The sequence below is a fragment of the Lacipirellula sp. genome, from assembly GCF_965279485.1.
Lineage (GTDB): Bacteria > Planctomycetota > Planctomycetia > Pirellulales > Lacipirellulaceae > Lacipirellula.
Map to the genome: position 1 here is coordinate 3,973,092 of NZ_CBDIIC010000002.1, position 22,324 is coordinate 3,995,415.

Consider the following 22,324-nt stretch of genomic DNA (forward strand, 5'->3'; position numbering starts at 1 on the left):
CTAGATTGTCGCTCATTTCGAGCTGGATCGGCTGAGCGCGCTAGCTCCCCTGTAGGCTTCGGCTTATGAAGTATCTAGTCATTGCTTTGATAGCACTATGCAGCGTTTTGTTTGCGCAGATCGCCTCAATCCTCAGGGACGGAGCTTTAGGGTTTGACGTTATTTCAGCTGAAGCAATTCCCGCTCGAGCAATACTCCTCGAATCGGAGGTCAGATCAACGGGCGCGTCTGCTGAAATACTGATGGGCTATAGAATTCTCAACCGCACGAGCGAAGCAATCGAGTTGCGGGTACCTCAGAAGAGTTGTGGATGTATTTCATTGCTGCTCGACGGCAAGTTTGTTGACGGTCCATGCGAATGGATATTGCCTGGGAATGGCTCTTCAGAACTGGGAATGAAGACAGCAAGGCCATCTGCTGGCGAAAGCAAAGAGGCTGCATTGGTCTTGGAGGCAAGTCTGCTCTCAGATCCCGCTAAGAAAGTCGTCACCCGCAAGGTCCTGAAGGGGCGGTCGGCTGTCTATCGCAATTTGGAGGCCTTTCCTTCCGTTCTGCACCTGTCATCCTTGGAGGATGGTGGCGATTCGAATCGAGGAGTTACAGTAAATGTTGCGGAATTAATAGAGGACGGAGATGTTAAAATAGACGTGGAACTTTTCGGCCCGATTAGAAACGCGTATGCTGTAGAGATCTCGACTATTGAGGCGGCCGACAATACTGATGGCCCTGTTAGGCGACGAAAGTACCATGTAGCACTGCGGCGACTGTCCGCTGTCAGTTCAAGCAGTGCAGACATGGAGGATGAGCCCTCGATCCTAACTATTTCATCCTCTTTCGCTCGAGATCCAGGCGTTCCATTGAGAAAGCTGGAAATTCCAGTATACGGCCTTGGGCTCGTCCATTATCGCAGTCATTCGGCCAAATAGATTTTTCCCTAACGTGGGCCTTGGTTCGCTGCGGGTGAACTGACAGTTCCACCTGTGTCAACAATGGATATATGGGTGCCCGATGAAGTATCGCCTAGTTTTTATAGCATTCTTGATCGCGGTGCTGACATCGCATTCCGGCATTTACGCCGGCGCACCAAGCGAGCTTCGTAAGCATTGGGATAAATGGGATGCAGTACGAACGTTAGAGCTTGATGGCTTCACGATATACCTTCCGTTTGCTCTGTCTGACAGCAAATTCAGTCGGGAGGAGTTGCGGAAATTCATACACAGCGAACTGACTGAGGCAATTGCACTTCAGACTAAGGAGGTAGGTCTTGACCGCTTGAATGCTTTAACATCCAAGCTGACGGCCGGCACCCTCCGTCTTCCTTCCGGCAACGGCATTACCCCTCCGGCTGCGCTTGCCACTAAGCCGTTAGCAAGTTGGCGGGCGTATGCATTTATTGCGGATGGTGACCTTGCACGAACTGATGCCGTAATTGATGGGAAACTGACGACCGCCGTTCGCTCGCCTGATGGGGAAGTTAGGTACGAAGAATCGCTTAACCAGGCAAGCCTATACGCTTCGAAGTCAATGTTTCGCGTTGAGGCCAAACGAGATTTTCTATTTTATCCGCTTGTTGGTGATGAAGCTGAATCGGTCAGCGTGAGTCCGAATGACGCCGGTCGCGTGAGATTAACAACTCCGGTTATGTCGGCGGAAATTGAAGAAAGCACAGGATTCGTTCATTATTTTGAGCGTCACCCGGATGGCGGTAAGCCTCGATTCGAGCTTTATCAGCTCGCTCCGACAGTCTTAGATACTGGTGCCGTTGTGCCGAGATTAATTGCCGAAACCACTTATTCCCGCAATAGTGATCAGGCCGCTTCAATGCGGATATACTTATTCAATTCAATTAACGCGAATCGCGAAATCGCTGCAGAGCAATTCAAGGTTTCAGCTCCACAACAGACTCGGGTCGTAAATTTTTCCCAGGAAGTAACGCGTGGCGACGGAAAGCAACCTGTACCTTCAGTGGAAATCGCCAAAGAGCCTGTTGCGGATGTGAAGACATATGCGTCGACCACCGACTTTGGATTACAACAATCTGCATTGGGTTCGGAGCTAAGCGAGTCGCGGTTTCCATCTCTTCGCGTCAGCTTATTAGTCGTCAACGGCGTCGTCATATTTTGTCTAGTGTTATGGATGTTGAGGCGCAGGGGAGCTTGAAGGCAGATGTCAATTCGTTAGTTATGTATAGTTTTCCTTCCCGAGTCTTTGATTGAGGTAAGGCAGTATGTGTGTGAGAAATTCCGGCAACATCGTTAGAACTCTCTTGGCGACCATTTTACTCTCGCTTTTTGGAAGTGCGGTCACGTTGGCAGACGGCTGTCCTGGCACGGAGTGTCAGCATGGCTACATGACGGTCATAATGTTGCTTACTTGCTCGGCAGAGTGCGAGGGAACTTGCACTGGGTATGACGATGACGTTGATGGCTATTGCTTGAGCATCTTTGGGTCCATGGCAGAATGTCTTCCCGACACGCCCGCGCCTTATTACAGACGCTGGTTGAATGGTGAGTGCAAGATTGGCAGGTATGGAATGGGCTGTGATTGTGACATGACTGTGATCAGTACAGATGCACACGTATCGACTTTGTATGATTGCATTAGCCAGCCATGCGGCAGCTGAGTTGCCCAATGACAGGGGCGAAGTTCTGCTTTATGTGACACTTTCGTCCATTGCTTCCATTGCACGAATATTGAGGTTGTGCAGAGATGGCACGAGCGTGCGTACTCTGCACAACCCATTGTGCCTTGAGGCTTTCTGAAGACCTTACGCGCCAGTTGGCTGTTTCGATTTCGTAGCGTACCTGCCCCCATGAGCCTATCGGTCGCGTGGAACGCTAGGTCAGCCCGCCCCTACGATTATTCTTGGCCTTGAGAATGTATTTCCGTTGAGCGCGAAGGCCTTAAAGCGGCCGGGAAGCCTCTGGGCGGAATGGTCGCGTCCTTGAGTCTTGGAGAAGCCGCGGATGCCAAAGCTTCATCTGAGCGTCTTCAGATACTCGATCAGCTGCCAACGCTGTTCGTCGGTGAAATCAGTATGCCCTGGACCAGAGTGCCCCTTATTCGAGTTGCCGGGAATTGGGGCGCCGTCCGCTAGTTGAGTCCTAAACTCGAACGCTCCTTCCACCATCTCCGTACTTAGGCCGACGTGCTTGGGGTCGAACTCGCGACTGCCCACGAAGAACGATTTGACGCGCTCTCCGTCGGGCAACAGCCACTGATACAAGTTGGGAACGGAACCGGCGTGGCCATAAGGTGCCGTGGCCCAAACCCCATTGAGTGGCCGAGCCTTGTACCCTGCCCCGCCGTTCGGTGGAGATCCAGCCGCTCCTCGACCACCTTGCAGATCGAGGAGCATTTGCTGCCTCTCCTCATCAGTGACGTGTTCGAAGCGATCTCGCAAGTCCTTAGCAATTACGCCTCGGACGGCGGCCCTTAACAGAAGTCCCGCTGGCACCTCCTGCGTAAAGTCAGGAGCGGGCATGTTAAGTCGCTGGCGAAGAGCCGTAATGCGTTGCTGCTGAGCAACCGCTTCAGAGCCAACCATTTCTGGTGCGATGGTGTCCTTGAGATCTCCTGGTTTTGCGACGCGAGTGACGAAGTTGAGTACCATCTGTGGATCTGTGCCAATAACGTTGAAGGGAATGTTCGTTGTCTTGATGAACCGTGCCCCTGTTTCGTTAGGGTCGGTCGTCGCGAATTGCCCCTGATCATCGCGAGTGTTGTGGCAGGCGGCACAGTTCTCAGCAAACAACTGCTTCCCTGCATCAGCCTTCTCCTGATCGATGGCCCCTAAGACCTCTGCTGGCCAGACTGGCGCCTTCAGTTCGCGAAGTTGCGTTTCAAGATGATGGAGCCAATCGATCCGGGCGGATGTGTCGAACTGTTCCTCTGGCGGATCGCTTGTCAGGCGGGTGTGCGCGAAGACGCCTAGCACTTCACCGACATTACGCGAGATTGGGATGTCTGCACTACTATTCCACTGAACCCAATCAAAGTGCGGGGTATCCCACAAAAACGGGTAGCTCACTGGTGCACTCGAAGGTCGCCGATTCTCCGGAATGCCGAGACCAGCATCGCAGATTTGGTTGAGGATAGCCCCAAATGCGTCTAGGCGACCTAAGCCATAGGGATGCTCAGCGTCGTTGCGAGCAACGAGTTCTTCGATGACTGGCGTGTAGGAATTCAGCTGGTCTCGCAGCCCGCTAGTATCAATGTCGCCGGGTGCGTTCTTTTCGATTCGCTTGCGAAATCGTTCGAACTTCTCCTCGGACTGAACCGTCGCCCTCATCGAAGCCGCTAGAGAAGCTAGGAACTGCTCAACATCGGCGAGGGCTGCGCCTCCATCGACTCGCAGCGTCTTCCCTTCGTAGGTGAGATTAGCCGTGTGGCAGGCGGCGCAGGTGAAGCCTAACCAATCGTTTCCAGGGTAGTGCTCGGGGTTAAAGTTCTTTCCTAGAAAACCAGCTTTTTGATTAATTGTCGATGGGTTCGAGTCTTTTACGAAGCCGATCGGCAAGCCGTCTGGGTTACGATGCTCATCTTGAGCGTGTGGAATGAAACCCAGCGCCGCCATGTAGCGATCCGATCGAAGCAGCTCTTCGCTCTCCGCTCGTTCGAGTGCAAGAAACCAGCTGTAAGGCACTAGCTGGGACCCCTGCCCTACAAAGTAAAATTCGAGGCGCTGCTCGTCGTTCCATCCTTGTTCGAGATACTGCACTTTCGCTGATGGATCAGTGTGCCCCGGGGCCGTAGTGTCACTAGATGAACCGCCGGGCCCGGGCGACGGCTCGTGGCGATAGTGACGCTCGATAAAATCGACAACTTCCGCCGTCTCGTTCGCCGTACGCTGCGTCACGGTCGCAACCGTTGGACCTCCGCCGATGGGGCGGCGTGGGGGGAACCATCCGATGTTGCGAACGTTCCAGTCATCTTTTGGCAGAACGCTTTCATCGATCGCCGGCGGCGAGCCGTCCTGGCGGAAAGCAAATTCTCCAGGCGCAATGCCGAGTCGCATTCGGCGGCGTGTTTCCGTATGACAACTTACACAGTCTGTATTGAAGAAATGCGAGCGGATGGGATCAGCGACGATGTCTGGTATGTCTCGATTGCGAATCGCCTCATCCATCACAGGATTGCCGTCCTGATCCTTACTGACGATCGCCAGAGCGTCGAGATCCAGAGGCGGTTGCGAGAATAGCACGGACGTCGAGACGCCTCGTCGCTCCGAATCGACCGCCGGCATCTGTAACCCGCTGGCCACCGGATTGAGGTTGTTTACTTTGGGCGTTGGCAAGACAACGCCTCGCCTAGTGCGGAAGCTAATCATCTCAGCCGGCAGGAACGGGATGGGACCAAAGTGGTCGCCTCCCTTAGGCTTCGCAAGCGGAACGAAGATCCATGGCTCTGGAGCATCGAGCCCCATAATTGCCATGGCGGTTAAGTTTTGCGCCCTCAAATACTTCTTCAGAAAATCCTCTACCTTTTCATTCAACCCAGGAATCCGAGCTTGGAGGCCTGGATGGATACCCAGGGGCTTGCCACTCGTTGACTCCCCTGCCCTTTCCACTAGCTCCTTCAATTCGTCAAGATCTCGAACAATCTGTTGAAAGTGCTCGCGATCGGGCTTCGTTGGATCCTCAGACTCCATGAACGTGTAAACCATGTGGGCCGCAATGTCGTGGACCGTTAAATTGCCGCCCTCTTGAGTGACGGGTTGCAGGATCAGTCGTATCTGGGGTCGCTCTCCGAATTTGGAGCGAATTACTTCGTGGCCGCCTGGGGCCGTAGGGTCCACTCGAAAAGCCGCGATCCGCCAGACGCTCTTTGATCGTACTGAATCAGGCAGCCCGATGCGGTTCTTGTCGACGCTCGCATGATCGCTGTCAGCAACTTTGATCAGGTCGTCAAAATGAATGTCGGCCCAGACGGGATCTCCGCTGCTTGAGGTAAGCGAATCAATGGAAATGATGTGGTTTAGGTCTTCGGGAGTTGCGGGAGGCGGCCACAGCCAGGTAACGTCATTAGCCGCAAGCTTCGGTGAAGCGGCATACAGTGCCTTCGCATTACTGGCAAGCAAGGCGACAATGAGTGCTGGGATGATCGAGATGCGCATTGAAGCCTCACTTTTCTCGGTCGAGGAGTCAGTTGCAATTTTGAGCCCGAACTACTTGGCAGCGGGGGGCGGAGTCTTCGGCTGAATTCGTGTGATATCGAGGTTCTCCCACGCCTTCTCCTCGATTGCCCGTAGATCCTTTTGAGCGGTTGCGAGTTCCTTCTCCACTGCTTTACGGCGCCGATCGGCGCCGGCGCCGATCACTTCAATTGCTTTGCCGAGAAGGGTGTGCGGAGGCGTTCCGATCCGCGGTAGGTAGAGTTTCTTGCGAGCCCACTGGAGTAGCGGCCAGGCATGAGTGATCCCCGCTGGCGGATCCTCGCACGAGGTCCCTGGCGCGCGATTCTTCGAAAAGTGAGCCCCATGGAGTGCGGAGCTTGGCGCCTTGATGCTTACCAGCTTGCCAATGGTGTCCGCGTCGGTCGTCTTCACGAAGTACTCAAGGCCAATCCAGGATCTGGAAACGTCGTCTGCCGGCAAGGTTTCTCCGAGGAGTAATGACGGGAGCTTGCGTCCGTGCAGGTTCACTCGATCAAGTTCTCTCGCAACGCGTTTCTCTTCCTTCATTGCCAGGCTGCGTGCTCGCTTGTAGTTGTTGAATGCGTCGCGCAAGAGCTGCAGTTTGAAGTGCTCGATGGCTACTTCGGCTTGCAGTTTCGCCGCCTCCATCATGCGAACGTTGAAGTCGCTGTAAGCCTTCATGAGGTCGACACGCGCCTGCACCTCGGCTTGGTTCGCTTCGAGATTGAACTTTGCGATGTCGAGGAGATTCATTAATTAGTTCCTTGGATAATCTGAAGCCCACGTGCGCCGACGCAGGAAGCGTCAAGATTTCTTCTTCGCTTTGGGCTTTGGCGGACGCACTGGCTCTTTGTCGTCTCGCTTCGCTGCACTCGCACTCCAGTTCTTCTTCGCGACCTTGAAGAACATCTCGCGACGGCGACTCTTGAAGCCACCGGAATAGAAATAGACGTCAGTCCAAGCGTCAGTTTCGTCTAGGAAGACCTTTTTTGGACGAGCTCCTTGGCCCTTCTTCATTGCGAGCTCGTTCGACACGTCTCGGAAATAGAAGTGCCGGAACAGTCGGTCGAACTCGGTGAGATAGATGTCCGCGACGCGCGTGTCGCCGCGGATCACTAGCAAGTTTTCGTCATTTGAGGTGAGCGAATTCTCGGAGAAGTTCGGAGAGCCTGTGCAGATCAGCGGATCGTCGCTGAGTGGGTCGATCAGCAGGTATTTGGTGTGGATGAAGAAGATATTCCCTTGATCACGTGTCAGCTCTTCCTTGAGGAACCACCGATCGAGTGCAAACTCTTTTGCCTTTCGCTTGGCAACGAGTTTGCCGTCCCTCACCGTAAATTCGGCTCCCAGCACCGCGCCGTAGGAGATCACTAAATCGCGATCCCCTTCTAGTGCCGTACGTTCTTCCGCGGTCGGCGGCTTTTCCTTCAATACGAATCGTAGGAAGTCCCGATCCCGCGACAACGGAACGATAAAGTCCTTTGCCACGTTGAAGGCAGCCGTAAAGGCGATGCACGAGGTAGCGTCATCCATCCGCTCGGCGTACCAATTGAGCATTGAGGCCGTTTGGCGTGGAGAGAAGATGCAGGTCTTCGAGCCCTCGGAAGGACACGGCGGCGGATAGGGCGAGAGGGGCGCAATTGCTGCCTTCGCGACCTTGCCAGTCGGATTGTCCTTGAGGATGTCCCAATACTCGATGTACTGGGCTGCAACGTCTTTGTCGGAAACGAGATGCCCGACGTTCGACTGCCCTAAGAATCCCGATGGTGTGAAGTTCGTCGACCCGAAGAATACGGATGACGGCTTACTACCGCGTAGCTTCACGATGAACTTGTTGTGCGGGATTTTTGTACGCGTACGCCAATACACGATCCGCCTTCCGTCGACTGTGAGAGGCAGCTTGGAGCTTCGCATCGCTTTGCGATTGTGGCCGTCTGGGTCGTCGTGGACGATCAGTTCCACGTCGATGCCTCGAGCAATCAGTTCGGCGAACGCCTCAAGTACTGGTTTGTAGGTGAACTCGTACGCGCAGACACGGAGCTTTTCGTTGTCCTTCGTTGACGATATATACTCAAGGCACGCTTCTAAGAGGCCGCGCGAAAGCCACTTCGTATGCTTGTCCTCGGGGTCATTTTGCTCAGCTTGCGTCGGCTTGTGATTCCCAAACTGGCGAGCGTATGCTTGGCTCGCGATGGCGCCGCGATTGAACCAGATGCTATGCTCCTTCCCTTCCTCCTTCTCGGTCGTGATCGAGAGCGTGAGGCCCTTTCTAAGTTCTAAATCTTCTGGTGTTCCGTAGACGGGAAAGATCTCAAACTTGTACTTGGTTCCGGGTTCGGCGGTGTAGTCGCTCCATAGAAAACTTTGGATGGGAAACTGGTTGGTGTAGTACTCGCCGTGTTCCGGATCTGGGTCCGGCTCGACGGATTCAAAAACCTTGAGTGAGCGTAGCCAGCGGCCCTCGCTTCCCGACTTTGTACGGCGGAACGCAAACCCCAGAAGCCCTTTGCGGTCCTTCTTCGAACAATCTAGAGCAATCATAATTGCTCGTGTTCCTGCGACGCCGAAAGCTCTAAAGGAACCGCTCTTCGTCGACGCGCGCATGGGTGCCTCGTCTGGTTGAAGTGTTAGTCTTGGTATGCGTATTGAGTTTTCGTTCTCGCTTCCGTCAGACACCAATCGAGTCTTTGTATCGCCAAGAAAAGCTTCATGGCATGTTCAGCGGTAACACCTATCGCCGCCTTCTTCGGAACGGCGTAGCGAAACGAGAATTCGGCGACTAGAGGTCGCCGTTTCTGCTGATCTGACCATAGAATTAGGGCGATTTCAGCTTCCACTCCGGCGATTTTGAGTCGAGGGCCTGTGAGAACGCGTTCGAAGATCGCCACTGAACTTGTCGGAACGAGCTTTACGTCGCCGTGGCTTCGCAGGCCATCACGGGTAAGGTCTCCGAGAACAGGAAAGATCGCTGACGCTTCTTTCAGGTTCTTGGGTGTCTCTGAAGTCCCGGTGACGGTACATGATCGCGAGTAACGAGGTGCAAACGGTGCGGCGATGTCTTCCTCGAGTTTCACGCGAGAATGAAGGCCCTCGCCCGCCGCAACGTCCACTTCGCGGGCGAGGTAGTAGTCTGGAGACCGGCATTTGAGCGTGTACTCAGTCGAATCGCTTTCATGAGAGTTCCGCTGCCGGAGTACCCATCCGTTGAGACGAATCGTGTTGTGAGGAGTGTCGAGGAAAGTAATTTGCCTCTTCGATATGCGATCAAACCTTCCCTTGAGCTTCACCAGATCGATGCTAGAGGTGCAGCGAGCCAGGTCATCGCCGAAAATCGCAGCCGCCTCATCACGAATGGCGAATAGTCGGTGGTCGAGCATGAGCTTGTACTCACGGCTCGTAACACGATCCGTATCACGCGAGGACGCCATGTGATGTGCCTGCGGCAGTTTCTTTGGCGAGTGACAGAGGTAGCCGACAGCAATGCGGGGGGCTATGGTGTTGCCGGGTTTCAAGAGGCGTCATCGCTCTGCTTATCGAGCCTTTGCAGTTCAATGCGAAGGGTGGCGTTGAATCCAGTTCCCGCTACGTCAAACTCCCACTTTTCGCCGCCACCGTGCATGAGCTGTTCCTTAGTTGGCGCAAAGCCGTCTTCCGCGAACTCTTCGTTTGTGTGCAGGTAGAGTTTCAGTTTTGGCGACATGATTGCGCGGACATAGTACTGCTTCGAGAAAATTACGTTGTCTGAGAATCCGATTCCGAGTAAATCACGCTCCCCGACGTAGAAGTCAAGCCGAAGCACCATGTCATTAGGTTTGTCTTCGTCATCGAGCTTCTTGACTTTGGAGGTATCCAGATAGCCCTCCCAGATGAGCTTCCCTGGCCCGGCCCAGTTGAAGGTTGCTTCGCCGCCTAATGTCTTGTCCGCGAAGGGGCCGTAGCAGTTTTCGGCTTCTCTGCTCTGATGGAAGAGGTCGAAATCGACTCCCCGTGGTTTGATTGACACCCCAAAAAAGATCTCGCTTTTGCCGAAGATATCAAGCTTGCGATTGACTTCAGCTTTGACCAACGAAAGCTTGGCCTTGATGTTTCCGAAGAAAAATCGCGTAGCGATTTCGTAGGCTTCCCGCGAAGTTACGAGCGAATCTTCACCGCCATGGCACTTATGCACGAACGTTCGCGGGCAGCCGGGCAATTCCGCGTTCGTTTGCTTTACTAAGCCATCACTACGGTTGTAGTTAGGACCGTACTCGCCATCGACGCCGAACAAACGGTTCAACGTCGATGCCACTCGGACTCCATAAGTGCGGTAGTTGGTTCCGACGACGGTTAAGAAGCGTTCTTTTGGGAAGAACTTTTGAAAGTTGACATAGGAGGAGGGCTCTTCACTATCCCGCTGAAATTCTGGACTGAAATGCTTCAATTCATCAGCTGATTCGATGAACAACCATTTCTTCAGCAGTTGAAAAGTGATCCCGCGGTGTGGCGTCCCGAGTGTGACGACCTTGTTGATGAAGTCGGAAGCTTTACGCTCGGACTCTGGATAGCTTGCTTGGATTGCTTCTCGGACAAGTAAGCCGCCCATCGAGTGTGCGATGATGTTGACTTTCGGCACCGTCCCATTATCAATCGATGCGAGCTTGCGAATAAAGTCGATCAGACGTACCAGCGCTTTGCCGTAGGCCTTGATCTTGCGGTCGTCCAAATCGTAGTACCTAAATACCCAGACCGTTCTCGCGATGTCGACTTTCTGCTTGACGAGAGACATGGCCATCCCAGGGTCCACGACCATCTTTCCCCCGACAAACAGATCGGCGCCAAGTTTTTCTAACTGAGGCGGTAGATCTTTGGGCTCAGCAATCGAAGGACTTCGGTAGTAGCCAATGACATTCGTCGCATCAAAATACTTGTAGTCGCATTTGAGGAAACGCAGGAGCATGCCTTCGTAGATGTAGTTCTCCCCTCGTTTGAGGGGGTACACCGTACCGTCATTGAAGCCCTGGTAGGCGACGCGGCGTTCGTCTTCGACATCCAGTCCACCGAATCCACGGATGAGAATAAGGGGCTGCGGGTCGCGAGTTGCTGCGGTTGGTTCGGGCATGCAGTTGTCTCTCAGAGGGCAAGAGTTGCTATCAAGTGCGGTGAGAATACTGTTGTGATCGTTAACTAAACCACATGAACCATTTGCTGGTTTTCAATAACAGAGGACCGGCCGTTGAGAAGAGCACCGCCCCACGCCGACTACTCGTCGTCATTTGACTGTTCCAGCAAACCACGAAGCTCTTCGAGCTCCTTCTCAAGCTTCTCGATTCGCTGAAGCAGTGCAGCAGAATCATGCTCGGCGCCGTCGCTCGCCGCTGCTTCCGCAGGGACTGGAGCCGAAGGGGACTGGGAGTCGAACGTGAAAATGGCGTCAATGGGCCGATGATCACTCTTCACGGCGTCGTCTGGAAAGTCCCCTTGCTCCTGCAGAATGGACGACTTGTACGTCCACCCTGCGGCGTCTCCCGAGACGAACACGAAGTCGAGCACGCTCTTGTGCCCTGACGCATTGGTCGGCACTAGGGTCTCCGGGCGAACCCAGCTAAACACCCCATCCTCGCAAAGCAAATCAAAGCCCTCGTCGTGATCAACGTCGCCCGTCACGAAATGGAAATCGTAGTTGAAGTCGCCAACCGTAATGACTGGCAGAGCTTGCTGTCTCGCCCAGGAATTCAGCCGTTCTGACTGTGTGTGTCTGCCGGATGCGCTGCCTCGATAGAGGTGATTCACGACGAATAGGAACTTCTTACCGGTGGTCTTTCCCGAGAAGGTGGCGACGAGCGGTGCGCGCACGTTGCCACCAATGTTCATCGGGTGCAGCTCCTCGGTGCTATCGAGTTTGAGGCGGTCCGCGTTGTAGATGATGACGAGCCGATCTGAGCCGCCAGTTGTCCCGACAATTCTTTTGAAATCGGCTGATTCTCCCGCTTCCGCGGCCGTTTCAAACTGCTCGGCATCGTCGTCGTTTTGAACTTCCGACAATCCCCAGACGTCGACCTTCTCCTGCTTCTTAATTCGTTCGGAAATATGGTCGGTGTCGGCGTCACCCGATTCGACGTTCCAAGCGCAAACTCGTAACTGGATGGGAGCGGCGTCGGCTTGGTGTAGTGAGACGATCGCGATGGCAACGGTGCACAGAATTCGCTGCAGCAAGTCCATAGAAGTCCCTTTCCGCAGGGAGAGCCTGCGTGTGAGCGTGCAGAGAGGCGAAAGAAATGCCGGAGACCAACAGAACCGAGGGCGCCAAGGCAACGATCGCACTAATGGCATCCGTGGGGTCGGATGCGACCTTCAAGGGTCGTTTGTGGATCTACAGAGGAAAATACCAGTACTTGGTTGGAAGTCAATGGATTTTGCGATGCAAAGTGATACTCTCTGTAAAGGCAAGTATGGCGGTGCCAAAATCCGTAGTGATGCTACCCCTCATTTGGGGTGATTGGGAATGGTCTTCACTTAGGGTAGTAACTAACTACTGCCTCAGCGATCCGTTTCGGCAACGAGTCGAAGGCAACTGAGAGATGCGGCAACGCCATCAAAGTGCCTGTGATGCTGTGCGCGTGACGTTGCGAGTGATGCATCCAGTTCTGTACTTCGCGCAAAGTACCCAGCAGCGGTCTTTCTGATCAAACAGTTCCCGAGCTTAAGCGCGATCGGGCCAGTTCGAATTGCATCGCGCCGAAACGTTCGCATTCTGAATGCCAACGGGTAAACGTATGCCGGATCGCTTCCAGAAGATAATCGGCCTCCTGATCATTTTCAGCGGCGCGTATCTCACGATTCCGCGAGAGCGGTCTGCCGGCGAATCGGGATCGCCTCCAGCTGTCAGTGCCGCGGTAGCGCCGGCTCCCGTCACTCTTAGTCTTTGGCCTCCTAAAGATCCGCCTGAATCAATTCCATATCTGATGCCACTGTCAGCATTTCTTAACGTCTCGATAGAGGGGCTAACGGAAGCCGAAGCTATTGCCCACCTTAAGACGGATATCAAAAGAAAGCGGCGAGGCGAAGAGGAGCGGCGAATGTTAGAGCGAAAGGAAGCGGCTGACACAGGGGAAAGTAACAGTGGCCAGGACCCGGACCAGCCCTTGGCTCAGTTCCTAATTGTCACGCTTCCTCATCCGCAAATGTCCGGATCTGATTACTTAACGGACGCGATGTTGGAATCGCTGCGGCGAGCCATTGAAGCTCCTAGGCAATTGGTCAATAGAATTTCCCCGGATAAGCAAGCGAACGATCTAAAAACACCAGGGAAGAATGACAAGGCAGGCAAGGAGCAAACGGGCTCTACAGACCTGAGTGAGAAGCCGGTTGTTAGACGAGGTCCCATACTGGATCGATATTGGTTGCCGTGGAGTGCATCCGATCCGGTGCATTGGGAAGATTTCGGGCCTGGGCGACCAGGCATGCTGGTGTTTCGCGAACTCAGTCGCGGACAACGCGAGCGCTTCGTGGCTGTTCTGGTTGTCAGCGAACATCCGGCCATCGGCATTGATCGACGTGCAATGCAGGCGGCGCTCCATCTCGTCAATGAACTTCAAGACGCGGAGGATTACCGGATCCGCATTTTAGGACCAACCTTTACCGGCGCTGAAGATTCGTTGGCCCAGAGCATTTATGAGTTCCAGTGCAAACACGCGGCCACACCTATTACTATTCGTCTCGTGAATGGAAGCGCTACGGCTCTCGACCGAAAAAGCTTTGTCGACGCCGCCAAGCCGGCAAAGATCATCTACTCAACAACCGTTATCCCCGATGAAATCCTCCAAGATCATTTACTGTATTTTCTTGCAGGCGAGCCCGGCTCTCGTGACCTGTCGAGGCTGGGTTCGATCGCGCTGCTCGTGGAATCTGACACAGGCTTTGGTCAGCAAAATGCCGCTCTGATGAGTAGGTTGCGTGAGCATGAAGGCCTCGACTTCACTGTTATTCCCTTTCCGCAGCATGTCTCAAGCGTGCTTGGCACCTACCAAGCAAAGCGCCAACAGGCTTTCGAAGGCTTGCCAGAACTTCAGTCGTCGGAAATCGAAATCGGGATTCCATTTGAAACGCGAGATATGAGGCATCGCCGTTTAGCGTCCTACGAACCTGAGCTTACCGCAGTTCGTGTCGACCTACTGCTTCGCGAGATTACCCGCTCGCTCCGGGAGCGCCGTACGCAGTATGTCGGAATCGTTGCCACTAGGAGTTTGGATAAGTTGTTTCTGGCAGCGCTCGTTCGTAAGGCCTGTCCGGACGCCCGACTGTTTACCACACTCAGCGACGTGATCGTCACTCACCCGGATGTATCGACCGATCTCGCGGGCATGGTAGTGGCTTCCACTTACCCCCTTTACCGGGCAAACCAAGACTGGTCCGATCCCGGTGCATCGCGAGTGCGCATGGCATTCGGTCATCAGTCGGAGTTGGGCGTTTACAATGCCGTCCAAGTACTGCTTGAGAACACCGCTGGAATGATGGAGTACGAGAATCCGTTCCATTCGATCAGAGCGAAAGTTCCATCCACGCAGCCGCCTGTTTGGATTGGCGTGGTGGGCCGCGATGCGATCTATCCACTGAAGTGCTACGACCTGGAAACCTCGCCGCTATCCACGATGCCGTTGCACGTACGTGAAGTCGCACCCAAGCGGGACGACCCTACCAAAAAACCATTGCCGCTGCAGAGGGCCAGATGTGAACTATTTGCCAAGCCGACTCCCTACATCCGATGCGCCGACGGAGGTAAATCTAACTTGCCGGACAAGGCGACGCTTGAATCTCGCAGCGATCCTGGCGCAAATCTGTGGTGGCTGCTAGCCTGCACTGCGGCCAGCATGTCGTCGATTTGGATTTGCCACTATGCAGCTCATCTCACATATCCCTACCATTGGCGCACTCGGAACCTAGCAGTCGTGGTGTTGGCCGGACTCTTTATGTTTTGGGTCGCCGCTGCTTGGCTGCTTCGAGGAGTGGCTTGGCGTTGGAACTACGGCGCGGCCTCGAAGGCGGAGATTTGGGCGGCGCTCCTGGTTTCATTCATCGCACTGGCGACGGTCCTAGTTAATGCGACGACGTCAAGGGGGATCCTCTACGCACGCTTCGAATGGCCAAGTTGGGGGCGAATACTTGCTAGTGCGGTTATCCTTTTCCTTTCGTTGGCAGCTTGGGAATACTTCGTTGGCTCCGCGGCGATCATGGACGCGACTCGCACAGTAAACCTACGAGGCGGTGCGTCCCCGCTTATTCCTCTATTCCTTTTCACGGTCTGCTTTGTCCTTCTCGCCGGCGAGCAAATGCGATGCGTCGATGGGTTCACCGTCGTCAATCGCAATGTTGGTGTTTTGGAGTTACCCGAATCGACGTACTTCGAAAAGTTAACGCATTATTGCCACGATCTTGAGTTTCGCTTAACCCATCCCTTGAAAGCACGCGAGGATGGAGGTCAACACAAGCAACGGCGACTTGTGCATTACGGTCCTTATGCGGCGCTGGCAGGCCTGATGGTTATTCCCGCGATCATCGACCTTACGTCCCGCTCTTCACTCGATGGCTCATGGCACGGCGCGATCTGCGCGCTGTTCTATATCGTCGCTACGGTCATGGTCGCCAGCCACTTGATGTGGCTGCATCAACTTTGGTCTCGACTTCGCGACGTGCAATTAGAACTGGCCAATCTGCCATTCCTCGCCGCGTTTGACCGGCTGCCTGCGAATTTCAGTCATCTAGCTTCCGGCGGACTTCTGTTCTGGAATAAATCGAATTATCGATCCATGCTGACAATCTTACGGCAACAGCTGAGTTCACTGCGGGCGGAGGCGCCGCCCGACTTGAGTCACACCGACGGCCCTGCAGCATGGAAGCAACTTAACGACGCTTTGACTGTCCAATTAACGGCATTGGCCACAGAGTTTTGGCCTTACCAAAGCGTAGCGCAGGCCTACCCTAACGCCAATCCAAAAGCTACTGCGACTGCGCCCTTGCAGGGACAAATTCAATCCGTAACGTCGAAGTATGAACAGTCGGAAGTATTTGCCGCTGGCATGTTGTTCGCATATACGATGCCTTTTCTGGTGCAAGTCAGGCGGCTCGCACGGGCGCTGATTATCTCGTCGACGGCGCTTATTCTCGCCATGTGGAGCTACCCGTTCGCTCCCTCAAGCAGCTTACGCGCATCCGCCTGGTTGCTCGCCATTTTGACGGCGCATCGAATTTGGAGAATCGCGTTCCAACTCAATGCAGACGAAGTGGTAAGCCGGGTCGTTGGAACTGATCCAAACAAAGTCACGTGGAATCTTGATTTCGCAAAAACGATGCTAATGTTTGTAGGCCCATTCGCAGCGCTCATACTATATAGCGTCTTCGGCATGCCGCACGAGGTGTTGGACTGGTTTCGCCGCCTCACCGGTCGGTAAAACAAGATTGCCGTGGCTCCAATAATGGGTAGGCTTACCTGAATGGAACGAAGGCCGGTTTCTCGGCGACTTCTCAAGGATTGTGCTAAGTTGGGTCTCGAAAAATGAGAAGCGATTAGTTCAAACAAGCTCGATCGCGCCCGCCAAGAATGTTAATCGCATCATTGAGTTAAAACCTCGTCTGACGGTAGTCGCAAAACGCGGCCAATTTGGCGCTGGAACGCCGCTCGAGCACTCGTTGACGATCCGCCGCACGGAATGCCAGTTCGAGATAAGTCCGAGTTCGACGACGGTTGCAATAACGCAGGCCTTCGCGTCCCAATCGCCGGACGATTCAAGGCGAGTGAATTTGATTTCTGGGTGGTCGGAGTTTACTTTAAATTCCGACTTCGGCATGATTCGGGCAGTTCGCCAAGTCTGAGGTTGGCTCCCGGCTTTTGTCGGCCTCTCTGAGCGCGTCTATGACGCACTCCCGGACGTTTGGTGTCTTTGGACATCTCCTTTGCTGCTATTTGCCCCGCAGCAGCCGGGGCCGCGGAGAATCTCGCCCGCCTTCTTGCCGCGGCGCTATTGCTGCCAGCAACTCCTCTCCCACGGCCGCCGGGATCCTTAAGTCGCGATTCCCGGGCCATACGGCACTCTCACGGGCGGCTACCGTACCAAAATTGCCGCTCATCTCGGGCCTGGCCCCCCATCCGCCTAAGTGTCCATCGCGTTATTCGCGAGTTTCTCCGTCGCGACTGTTTAGGACTCGAGACACCACGACGAGTCAGGGCGCGACACGCATTTTGCCGGCGGGATTTCCGTCGGCAACTTCTTGCAATCATCACTGCGTCGACCGAGGCGAAGTGCCCCTGAGGCGCTCATCGCGATGGCCGTGAACGCCGGCGCCGCGATACCCAGCCTCGCAAATTTCATCACCGTTGAGTTGGAGTTCGACGGCCTCGATCCGCATGTGATCATCGACCAGGCGTTATTTTGCGCCGCGAGAGTGCCTACAAGCGACAGGTTGAGACAAGTTCGTTCGGAGGCCGTTTGGCCCCTATTGCGAACGCATTCCGGGCAATAAAGTCACAAACCAACAAGCTGGCGGCAGCTGCTTCTGATGCCGCCTTCAACACGAACTGAAAGGAGATCGCTCACCCAACACGGCCATCGATCATAAGCCAGATCGCGAGGGTCGTCGCACCGACCAACCTTCACCCGCTTGATAAACATCGCCGATGCGAACCTCGCGCGGATTGGCTGCAAGCCTTCAGTGTTTGAGGGAGAGAGTCACTACGGCACTCAAGTTTTACGCCATTCATTTTTACAGAAGGGAGGACAGCCAGATTTTCACCGGGCAATCCCGCTGCGGCAACAGCGGGTGTATGACGGCGCGGGAACGCCAGCAGTGCTTATTGGCGACACTAACTGAGGCAACTCGGTCGGTGTGGCGAGCACTGAGACTGAATGTTCCTGGCCTGTGATTGCCTGCAAGCGACCACTTGCGACATCTAGTTTGCACCCGCTAGGCGCGCGAGCATTCGGCCCGGTAGTGTCCAAATTCATGTGGGGAGTTTCAGCCGGCGTTTAATGCCGGTCCTCAAATCACTTTGTGTTGTAGGAGTTTTTATGAGAAGCAAGTTGAATCAAGACGAAGCGGCAGACGCGGATGGTAATGCCGATCCGCAGGTGGATTACGAGAATCGCGCGAAGTACTACCTCAAGGCAATCGGCAAGACGCCTACTGAGCCCGTCTCGAAGGAGGCTCGGGAGCTTCACAGCCGCCTTCGCGAGGCCATTAAGTACCTGCGTGAGCAGCAGCGTGAATACCACCCGATGTATTCCGGGGACGTGCTGCCTTCCTACGAAATGCTCACCGACACGCTTGCCAACCTAGTCTGCGACATGTGGACGCACGTCGAATATGGCCAGATGGAGAGCAATACTTAGGCCGAGGTTAATCTCTCGCGCTCTACGCGACACCCCTGCTGTTATTTGGTGAGTCCGTTTGGCACGTCGCTGCCAGGCTCCCCAAACGACTAGCAACCAGTTAGGAGAAAAGATGAACTTGATCGTTAGAAGGGCGGAATTCGGGGGCTATGCCCATAACCTGTACACTCACATCGAATTTGAAGGCAAGGCGGATCGCTTCCTTAGGGTGATTAAGGAATCGCCTGTGTCCCAAGCTGATACAAAGCCAATGCGTAAAAACATTGGCGCGGTTGTCAAAGATCTGAGCCGGCTTCAGAGTGAGTTTCGCAAATTGCACGCCGCGCATCTGATGCCGTACTACGAGGCGCTCGCCGATGCGCTTGCTAGCTTGGCCTGCGAGACGTGGGCGTGCATCGAGCAGCTCGAAGCTAACCCCGAGAGCGACGACTAGGTCGAGGGCAGGCTCACAACTCGTGTTGCCAACTGCAGTGGCAGCGCGGCGTTGTGAGCAATCGCTTCGCCCTTACGCTTGCATGGTGATTCGCTTCCACTCACAGAAAGACTTCATGGATCCATTTCCCAACGATAAATTCGACGATGTCGCAATGACATGCTCCCCCGAGGAGTTCGACGGCAGAGTCGACACGATCTGCGCGGTTCTATGCTTATTAATCGGAGCATATCCACTGGCAGAGATCCGCGTTCTCAAGTCCAAGGGGCAATCTCTGGCGGGGTACTTTGATAGCTGGCTTGAGGCTGCAAAATTTTCAGCGTACCTAGACTTGCATGGATACGGGGGCTATTTCTGCCTGAATCCCGTCGACCCCGACACCTATGCGTTCATTGGCCGCTACAACGAGGTTGGGCCTGGCAAAGCAATCACTGATGAAGGCATACTTGACCGTCGCCTGCTCCTGATTGACGTCGATCCTGTTCGGCCCGCTCGCGTTTGCAGCACGGACGCCGAGAAGGCGGTAGCGATGGCCTTGGCGCAGCAGATAGTGGGCGATCTGACGCTTGAAGGTTGGCCCGCCCCTGTGATCGCCGATAGCGGCAACGGCTGCCATCTGCTCTATCGAATCGAACTTCCGACTGACGACGATGGGCTTGTGCAGCGCGTCTTGCTCGCCCTTGATGCGAAGTACTCAACGCAAGCGGCCAAGATCGATACGACGGTCTTTAACCCCTCCCGCGTTTGTCGGCTTTACGGGACGCGAAACCGGAAAGGCGCCGACACGACCGAGCGTCCCCATCGAGAAACTGCAATCGTGTCAGCGCCAGAGGCGTTGCAGCCAGTTCCTAGGCTCCTACTTGAAAAACTTGCGGCAACTGTGCCGCCGATCAGTCGGCAAACGGCAGCTGCGGGAGGCGATAGCAAGAAAATCTCGGCGACGGGAGCACTATCGACACCCGTGGCGGTCGATCCGGAACTATTCGCACGTGCAAGAGCAAAGATTGGAACGTTGCCGATCGCGATCGAAGGCCAGAATGGAAGTGCTGCCTGCTTTCGTGCGGCGTGCACGTTAGTTCATGACTTCGGTATCCCACCGGAGATCGCGTTCCCCTTGATGAAGGAATATGGCGATCAATGCCAGCCACCGTGGTCCGATGAAGAGTTGCGTCATAAGCTGAATGATGCAGCCAAGAAGGCCGAGCAGTCGTCAGGCGTCGGGAGTTCCGCGCCTGCGCAGCAGAAGACGCTGAGCGCCGCCGAGCGGTTGATGGAAACGATCTCCGCTCGCTGCGAACTATGGCGTACCACAGAGGATAACGAGGCCTACGTCACGATCAGAATGCCTAGTGCCAGTCCGGATCCGGGCGATCTAGCTCCCACCGCCTGGCACCAGGAGAACTATCCAGTCCGCTCTACCGAGTTTCGGGAAGCGCTGCGATTCATTGACTTCGAGGCCCACGGCAAGGTCGTTTCTGAGCAGGCGTTGAAGGAGGCGATCGACACGGCAGCGGCGAAAGCTCGCGTTCGAGGGAAGGCTTACGACGTGTTCCTCCGCGTCGCACGAGTTGCCGGTTCAATTTATCTCGATTTGGGACGCGATTCGTGGGATGCCGTCGCCATTGGTGCGGACGGCTGGAAGAGCGTTGACTCAGCGCCCTGCAAGTTTCGGCGAGCCCCCGGCATGCTGCCCCTGCCGTTGCCGACGAGCGGCGGTCAAATGTTGCGGTTGAAGGACCTCATTAATCTTGAATCTGAGAATGATTTGATTCTCGTCGCGGCTTGGTTGGTCACAATCCTGCGAGCAAAACGTCCGTACCCATTGCTGAGCATCTACGGGGAGCAGGGAAGTGCGAAATCGACGATGTCGCGGATGGTGCGGAACCTGATCGACCCGCACAAGGCGCTAATCAAGACGCTTTCACGCAACGAACACGATCTCGTCATTTCCGCTGAGAATTCACTGGTCGTCGCACTCGACAACGTCAGTCACATCGATGATAAGTTGTCCGACAGCCTCTGCCGTCTGGCCACCGGAGTCGGCTTCTCCACGAGAAAGCTTTACACCGACAGCGACGAGAAAATATTCGACGTCTGCAGGCCGGTGATCATCAACAGCATTGGCGAGGTGATCACCCGGCCTGATCTGCTGGAGCGTTCGATCGTGATCAGCATTCCGGTCATTCCCGAGGCGGGACGGCAAACGGAGGAGGAAATTAGCCAACGTTACACTGCTCTGCATGGGGAAATGCTCGGCGCCCTGCTCAACGGCGCCGTCGAGGCATTGCGGAATTATCAAAACTTGAAACTGTCCACGAAGCATCGGATGGCGGATTTTCAGCAATGGGCAGCTGCTGCCATGCCGGCTTTTGGCTGGACTGCTGAGGATTTTAATGCGGCTTACGACGAAAATATTCAAGCCGCCCAAGACGCCGCCATGGAAGGCAACCCGGTTGTCACGGCGATTCGGCTCTTGCTCAAAATCCACGGAGGACGTTGGCCGGCGACGAATCAGATTAAAGGGGCAAGCGACCTGCTTCAGGAACTGGAAGCCCTTCCTGACGGCCCGAAGTTCAAAATACAGGCAGGTTGGCCTCAACGCGGGACTGCTCTCGGCAGAGCCTTGGTGCGGCTCTCCCCCCTGATGCGAAGGTCTGGCATTCATGTGCAGACTTCGCCGCGGCGGACGGCGGAGCCGCGAGTCAAGCCGGTTTCTATCACAGTAATCGTTCCCACTTCGGCTCCCATTGGTCCTACTGTCGCCCAGCCTGTCGTCCAACCTTGTGGGCCAACGCCGGTTTCCGAAGAAGCGACGGAGGAAATTGGGAAGCAACAGGACGCCGCCCAATCGCGGGCCCAGACCGGCGTGAACTGGGAAGAATACTTCGAGGAGTATCTCAAACTGAATTCTTAACTTGTTCACTTATGACGCAGGGGTGGGGCTAATTCTCGCGATCGCAGTTATAAGTCGTCGCTGCCTCCACCGTGGCAGCTGGGCGGACACGGCGTCACGATGGCCATGACGCCGACGAGAGTTAGTGATAGGACGAGGGACGGAGCCGTCGCCAGAGTGTTGCTCGTGCTATTGGACTGAAGGGCGGCACAACGACACGATGGGCACCATGCTCCTTTACCTTGAAGGTTGAAGAGAGAAAAGGAGGATAGCACGGCACAGTTGATAGACTTCCATCTTGCAGGGCTACAACTGTGTCTGCCAGGTCGTTGTGATGCCCAACACGGGGACGCAGTTCTCGGACTGACTGGGCTCGTAATCGCCGTGTCGTCGTGACGCTGCGACGCTGGCCAAACACAGGCTAAGTTTTCGGCGAGAGGGCTTCGACGGCTGATCCCGACACAACGACACGACGGACACGACCCCTCTTTACCTTTAAGGTT

At 55.0% G+C, this 22,324-nt stretch carries 12 protein-coding genes; 6 read left to right on the forward strand and 6 right to left on the reverse strand.

The window, feature by feature from the left end; genetic code table 11:
• The first annotated feature begins 65 nt into the window (after positions 1–65).
• Together ACQY7R_RS23495 and ACQY7R_RS23500 are read left to right on the forward strand one after the other, a co-directional pair.
• Positions 66–926: a hypothetical protein gene (locus ACQY7R_RS23495; RefSeq protein ID WP_428307983.1), complete on the forward strand. Its 861-nt coding sequence runs from the start codon at positions 66–68 to the stop codon at positions 924–926.
• 82 nt (positions 927–1,008) lie between these two features.
• Positions 1,009–2,160 carry a hypothetical protein gene (locus ACQY7R_RS23500; RefSeq protein WP_428307984.1) on the forward strand — a complete coding sequence of 384 codons (1,152 nt, stop codon included), beginning with the start codon at positions 1,009–1,011 and terminating at the stop codon, positions 2,158–2,160.
• 817 nt (positions 2,161–2,977) lie between these two features.
• Here ACQY7R_RS23500 and ACQY7R_RS23505 read toward each other — a convergent pair.
• The 6 genes from ACQY7R_RS23505 to ACQY7R_RS23530 form a co-directional block, all read right to left on the reverse strand.
• On the reverse strand, positions 2,978–6,115 hold the full coding sequence (locus tag ACQY7R_RS23505) for a di-heme-cytochrome C peroxidase (protein ID WP_428307985.1): 3,138 nt from the start codon (positions 6,113–6,115) through the stop codon (positions 2,978–2,980).
• 51 nt (positions 6,116–6,166) lie between these two features.
• Entirely contained in the window at positions 6,167–6,889 is a 723-nt protein-coding gene (locus ACQY7R_RS23510) for a hypothetical protein (RefSeq protein WP_428307986.1), read from the reverse strand.
• Between the two features lie 51 nt (positions 6,890–6,940).
• On the reverse strand, positions 6,941–8,812 hold the full coding sequence (locus tag ACQY7R_RS23515; protein ID WP_428307987.1) for a phospholipase D-like domain-containing protein: 1,872 nt from the start codon (positions 8,810–8,812) through the stop codon (positions 6,941–6,943).
• Positions 8,764–9,648: a hypothetical protein gene (locus tag ACQY7R_RS23520; RefSeq protein WP_428307988.1), complete on the reverse strand. Its 885-nt coding sequence runs from the start codon at positions 9,646–9,648 to the stop codon at positions 8,764–8,766. Before ACQY7R_RS23520 ends, ACQY7R_RS23515 begins: the two co-directional genes overlap by 49 nt.
• Complete coding sequence (locus ACQY7R_RS23525) at positions 9,645–11,234, reverse strand: esterase/lipase family protein (protein ID WP_428307989.1); 1,590 nt, start codon at positions 11,232–11,234, stop codon at positions 9,645–9,647. Before ACQY7R_RS23525 ends, ACQY7R_RS23520 begins: the two co-directional genes overlap by 4 nt.
• A 140-nt stretch (positions 11,235–11,374) precedes the next feature.
• Positions 11,375–12,334, reverse strand: a complete 960-nt coding sequence (locus ACQY7R_RS23530; protein WP_428307990.1) for an endonuclease/exonuclease/phosphatase family protein — start codon at positions 12,332–12,334, stop codon at positions 11,375–11,377.
• A gap of 554 nt (positions 12,335–12,888) precedes the next feature.
• Here ACQY7R_RS23530 and ACQY7R_RS23535 point away from each other — a divergent pair.
• The 4 genes from ACQY7R_RS23535 (at position 12,889) to ACQY7R_RS23550 (ending at position 21,842) form a co-directional block, all read left to right on the forward strand.
• Positions 12,889–16,560 (forward strand): hypothetical protein, encoded by a 3,672-nt coding sequence (locus ACQY7R_RS23535; RefSeq protein ID WP_428307991.1) that lies wholly within the window; start codon positions 12,889–12,891, stop codon positions 16,558–16,560.
• Positions 16,561–18,174: 1,614 nt separating this feature from the next.
• Entirely contained in the window at positions 18,175–18,495 is a 321-nt protein-coding gene (locus tag ACQY7R_RS23540) for a hypothetical protein (RefSeq protein WP_428307992.1), read from the forward strand.
• Positions 18,496–18,607: 112 nt separating this feature from the next.
• Positions 18,608–18,928, forward strand: coding sequence for a hypothetical protein (locus ACQY7R_RS23545; protein WP_428307993.1), 321 nt, complete (start codon positions 18,608–18,610; stop codon positions 18,926–18,928).
• A gap of 154 nt (positions 18,929–19,082) precedes the next feature.
• Positions 19,083–21,842 carry a hypothetical protein gene (locus tag ACQY7R_RS23550; RefSeq protein WP_428307994.1) on the forward strand — a complete coding sequence of 920 codons (2,760 nt, stop codon included), beginning with the start codon at positions 19,083–19,085 and terminating at the stop codon, positions 21,840–21,842.
• The last annotated feature ends 482 nt before the right edge of the window (positions 21,843–22,324 follow it).

Bases quoted from the DNA above. Each gene is read 5' to 3' on its own strand.
- ACQY7R_RS23510 (WP_428307986.1), bottom strand. From the start codon at position 6,889: ATGAATCTCCTCGACATCGCAAAGTTCAATCTCGAAGCGAACCAAGCC.
- ACQY7R_RS23525 (WP_428307989.1), bottom strand. From the start codon at position 11,234: ATGCCCGAACCAACCGCAGCAACTCGCGACCCGCAGCCCCTTATTCTC.
- ACQY7R_RS23495 (WP_428307983.1), top strand. From the start codon at position 66: ATGAAGTATCTAGTCATTGCTTTGATAGCACTATGCAGCGTTTTGTTT.
- ACQY7R_RS23500 (WP_428307984.1), top strand. From the start codon at position 1,009: ATGAAGTATCGCCTAGTTTTTATAGCATTCTTGATCGCGGTGCTGACA.
- ACQY7R_RS23550 (WP_428307994.1), top strand. From the start codon at position 19,083: ATGACATGCTCCCCCGAGGAGTTCGACGGCAGAGTCGACACGATCTGC.
- ACQY7R_RS23540 (WP_428307992.1), top strand. From the start codon at position 18,175: ATGAGAAGCAAGTTGAATCAAGACGAAGCGGCAGACGCGGATGGTAAT.
- ACQY7R_RS23505 (WP_428307985.1), bottom strand. From the start codon at position 6,115: ATGCGCATCTCGATCATCCCAGCACTCATTGTCGCCTTGCTTGCCAGT.
- ACQY7R_RS23545 (WP_428307993.1), top strand. From the start codon at position 18,608: ATGAACTTGATCGTTAGAAGGGCGGAATTCGGGGGCTATGCCCATAAC.
- ACQY7R_RS23530 (WP_428307990.1), bottom strand. From the start codon at position 12,334: ATGGACTTGCTGCAGCGAATTCTGTGCACCGTTGCCATCGCGATCGTC.
- ACQY7R_RS23535 (WP_428307991.1), top strand. From the start codon at position 12,889: ATGCCGGATCGCTTCCAGAAGATAATCGGCCTCCTGATCATTTTCAGC.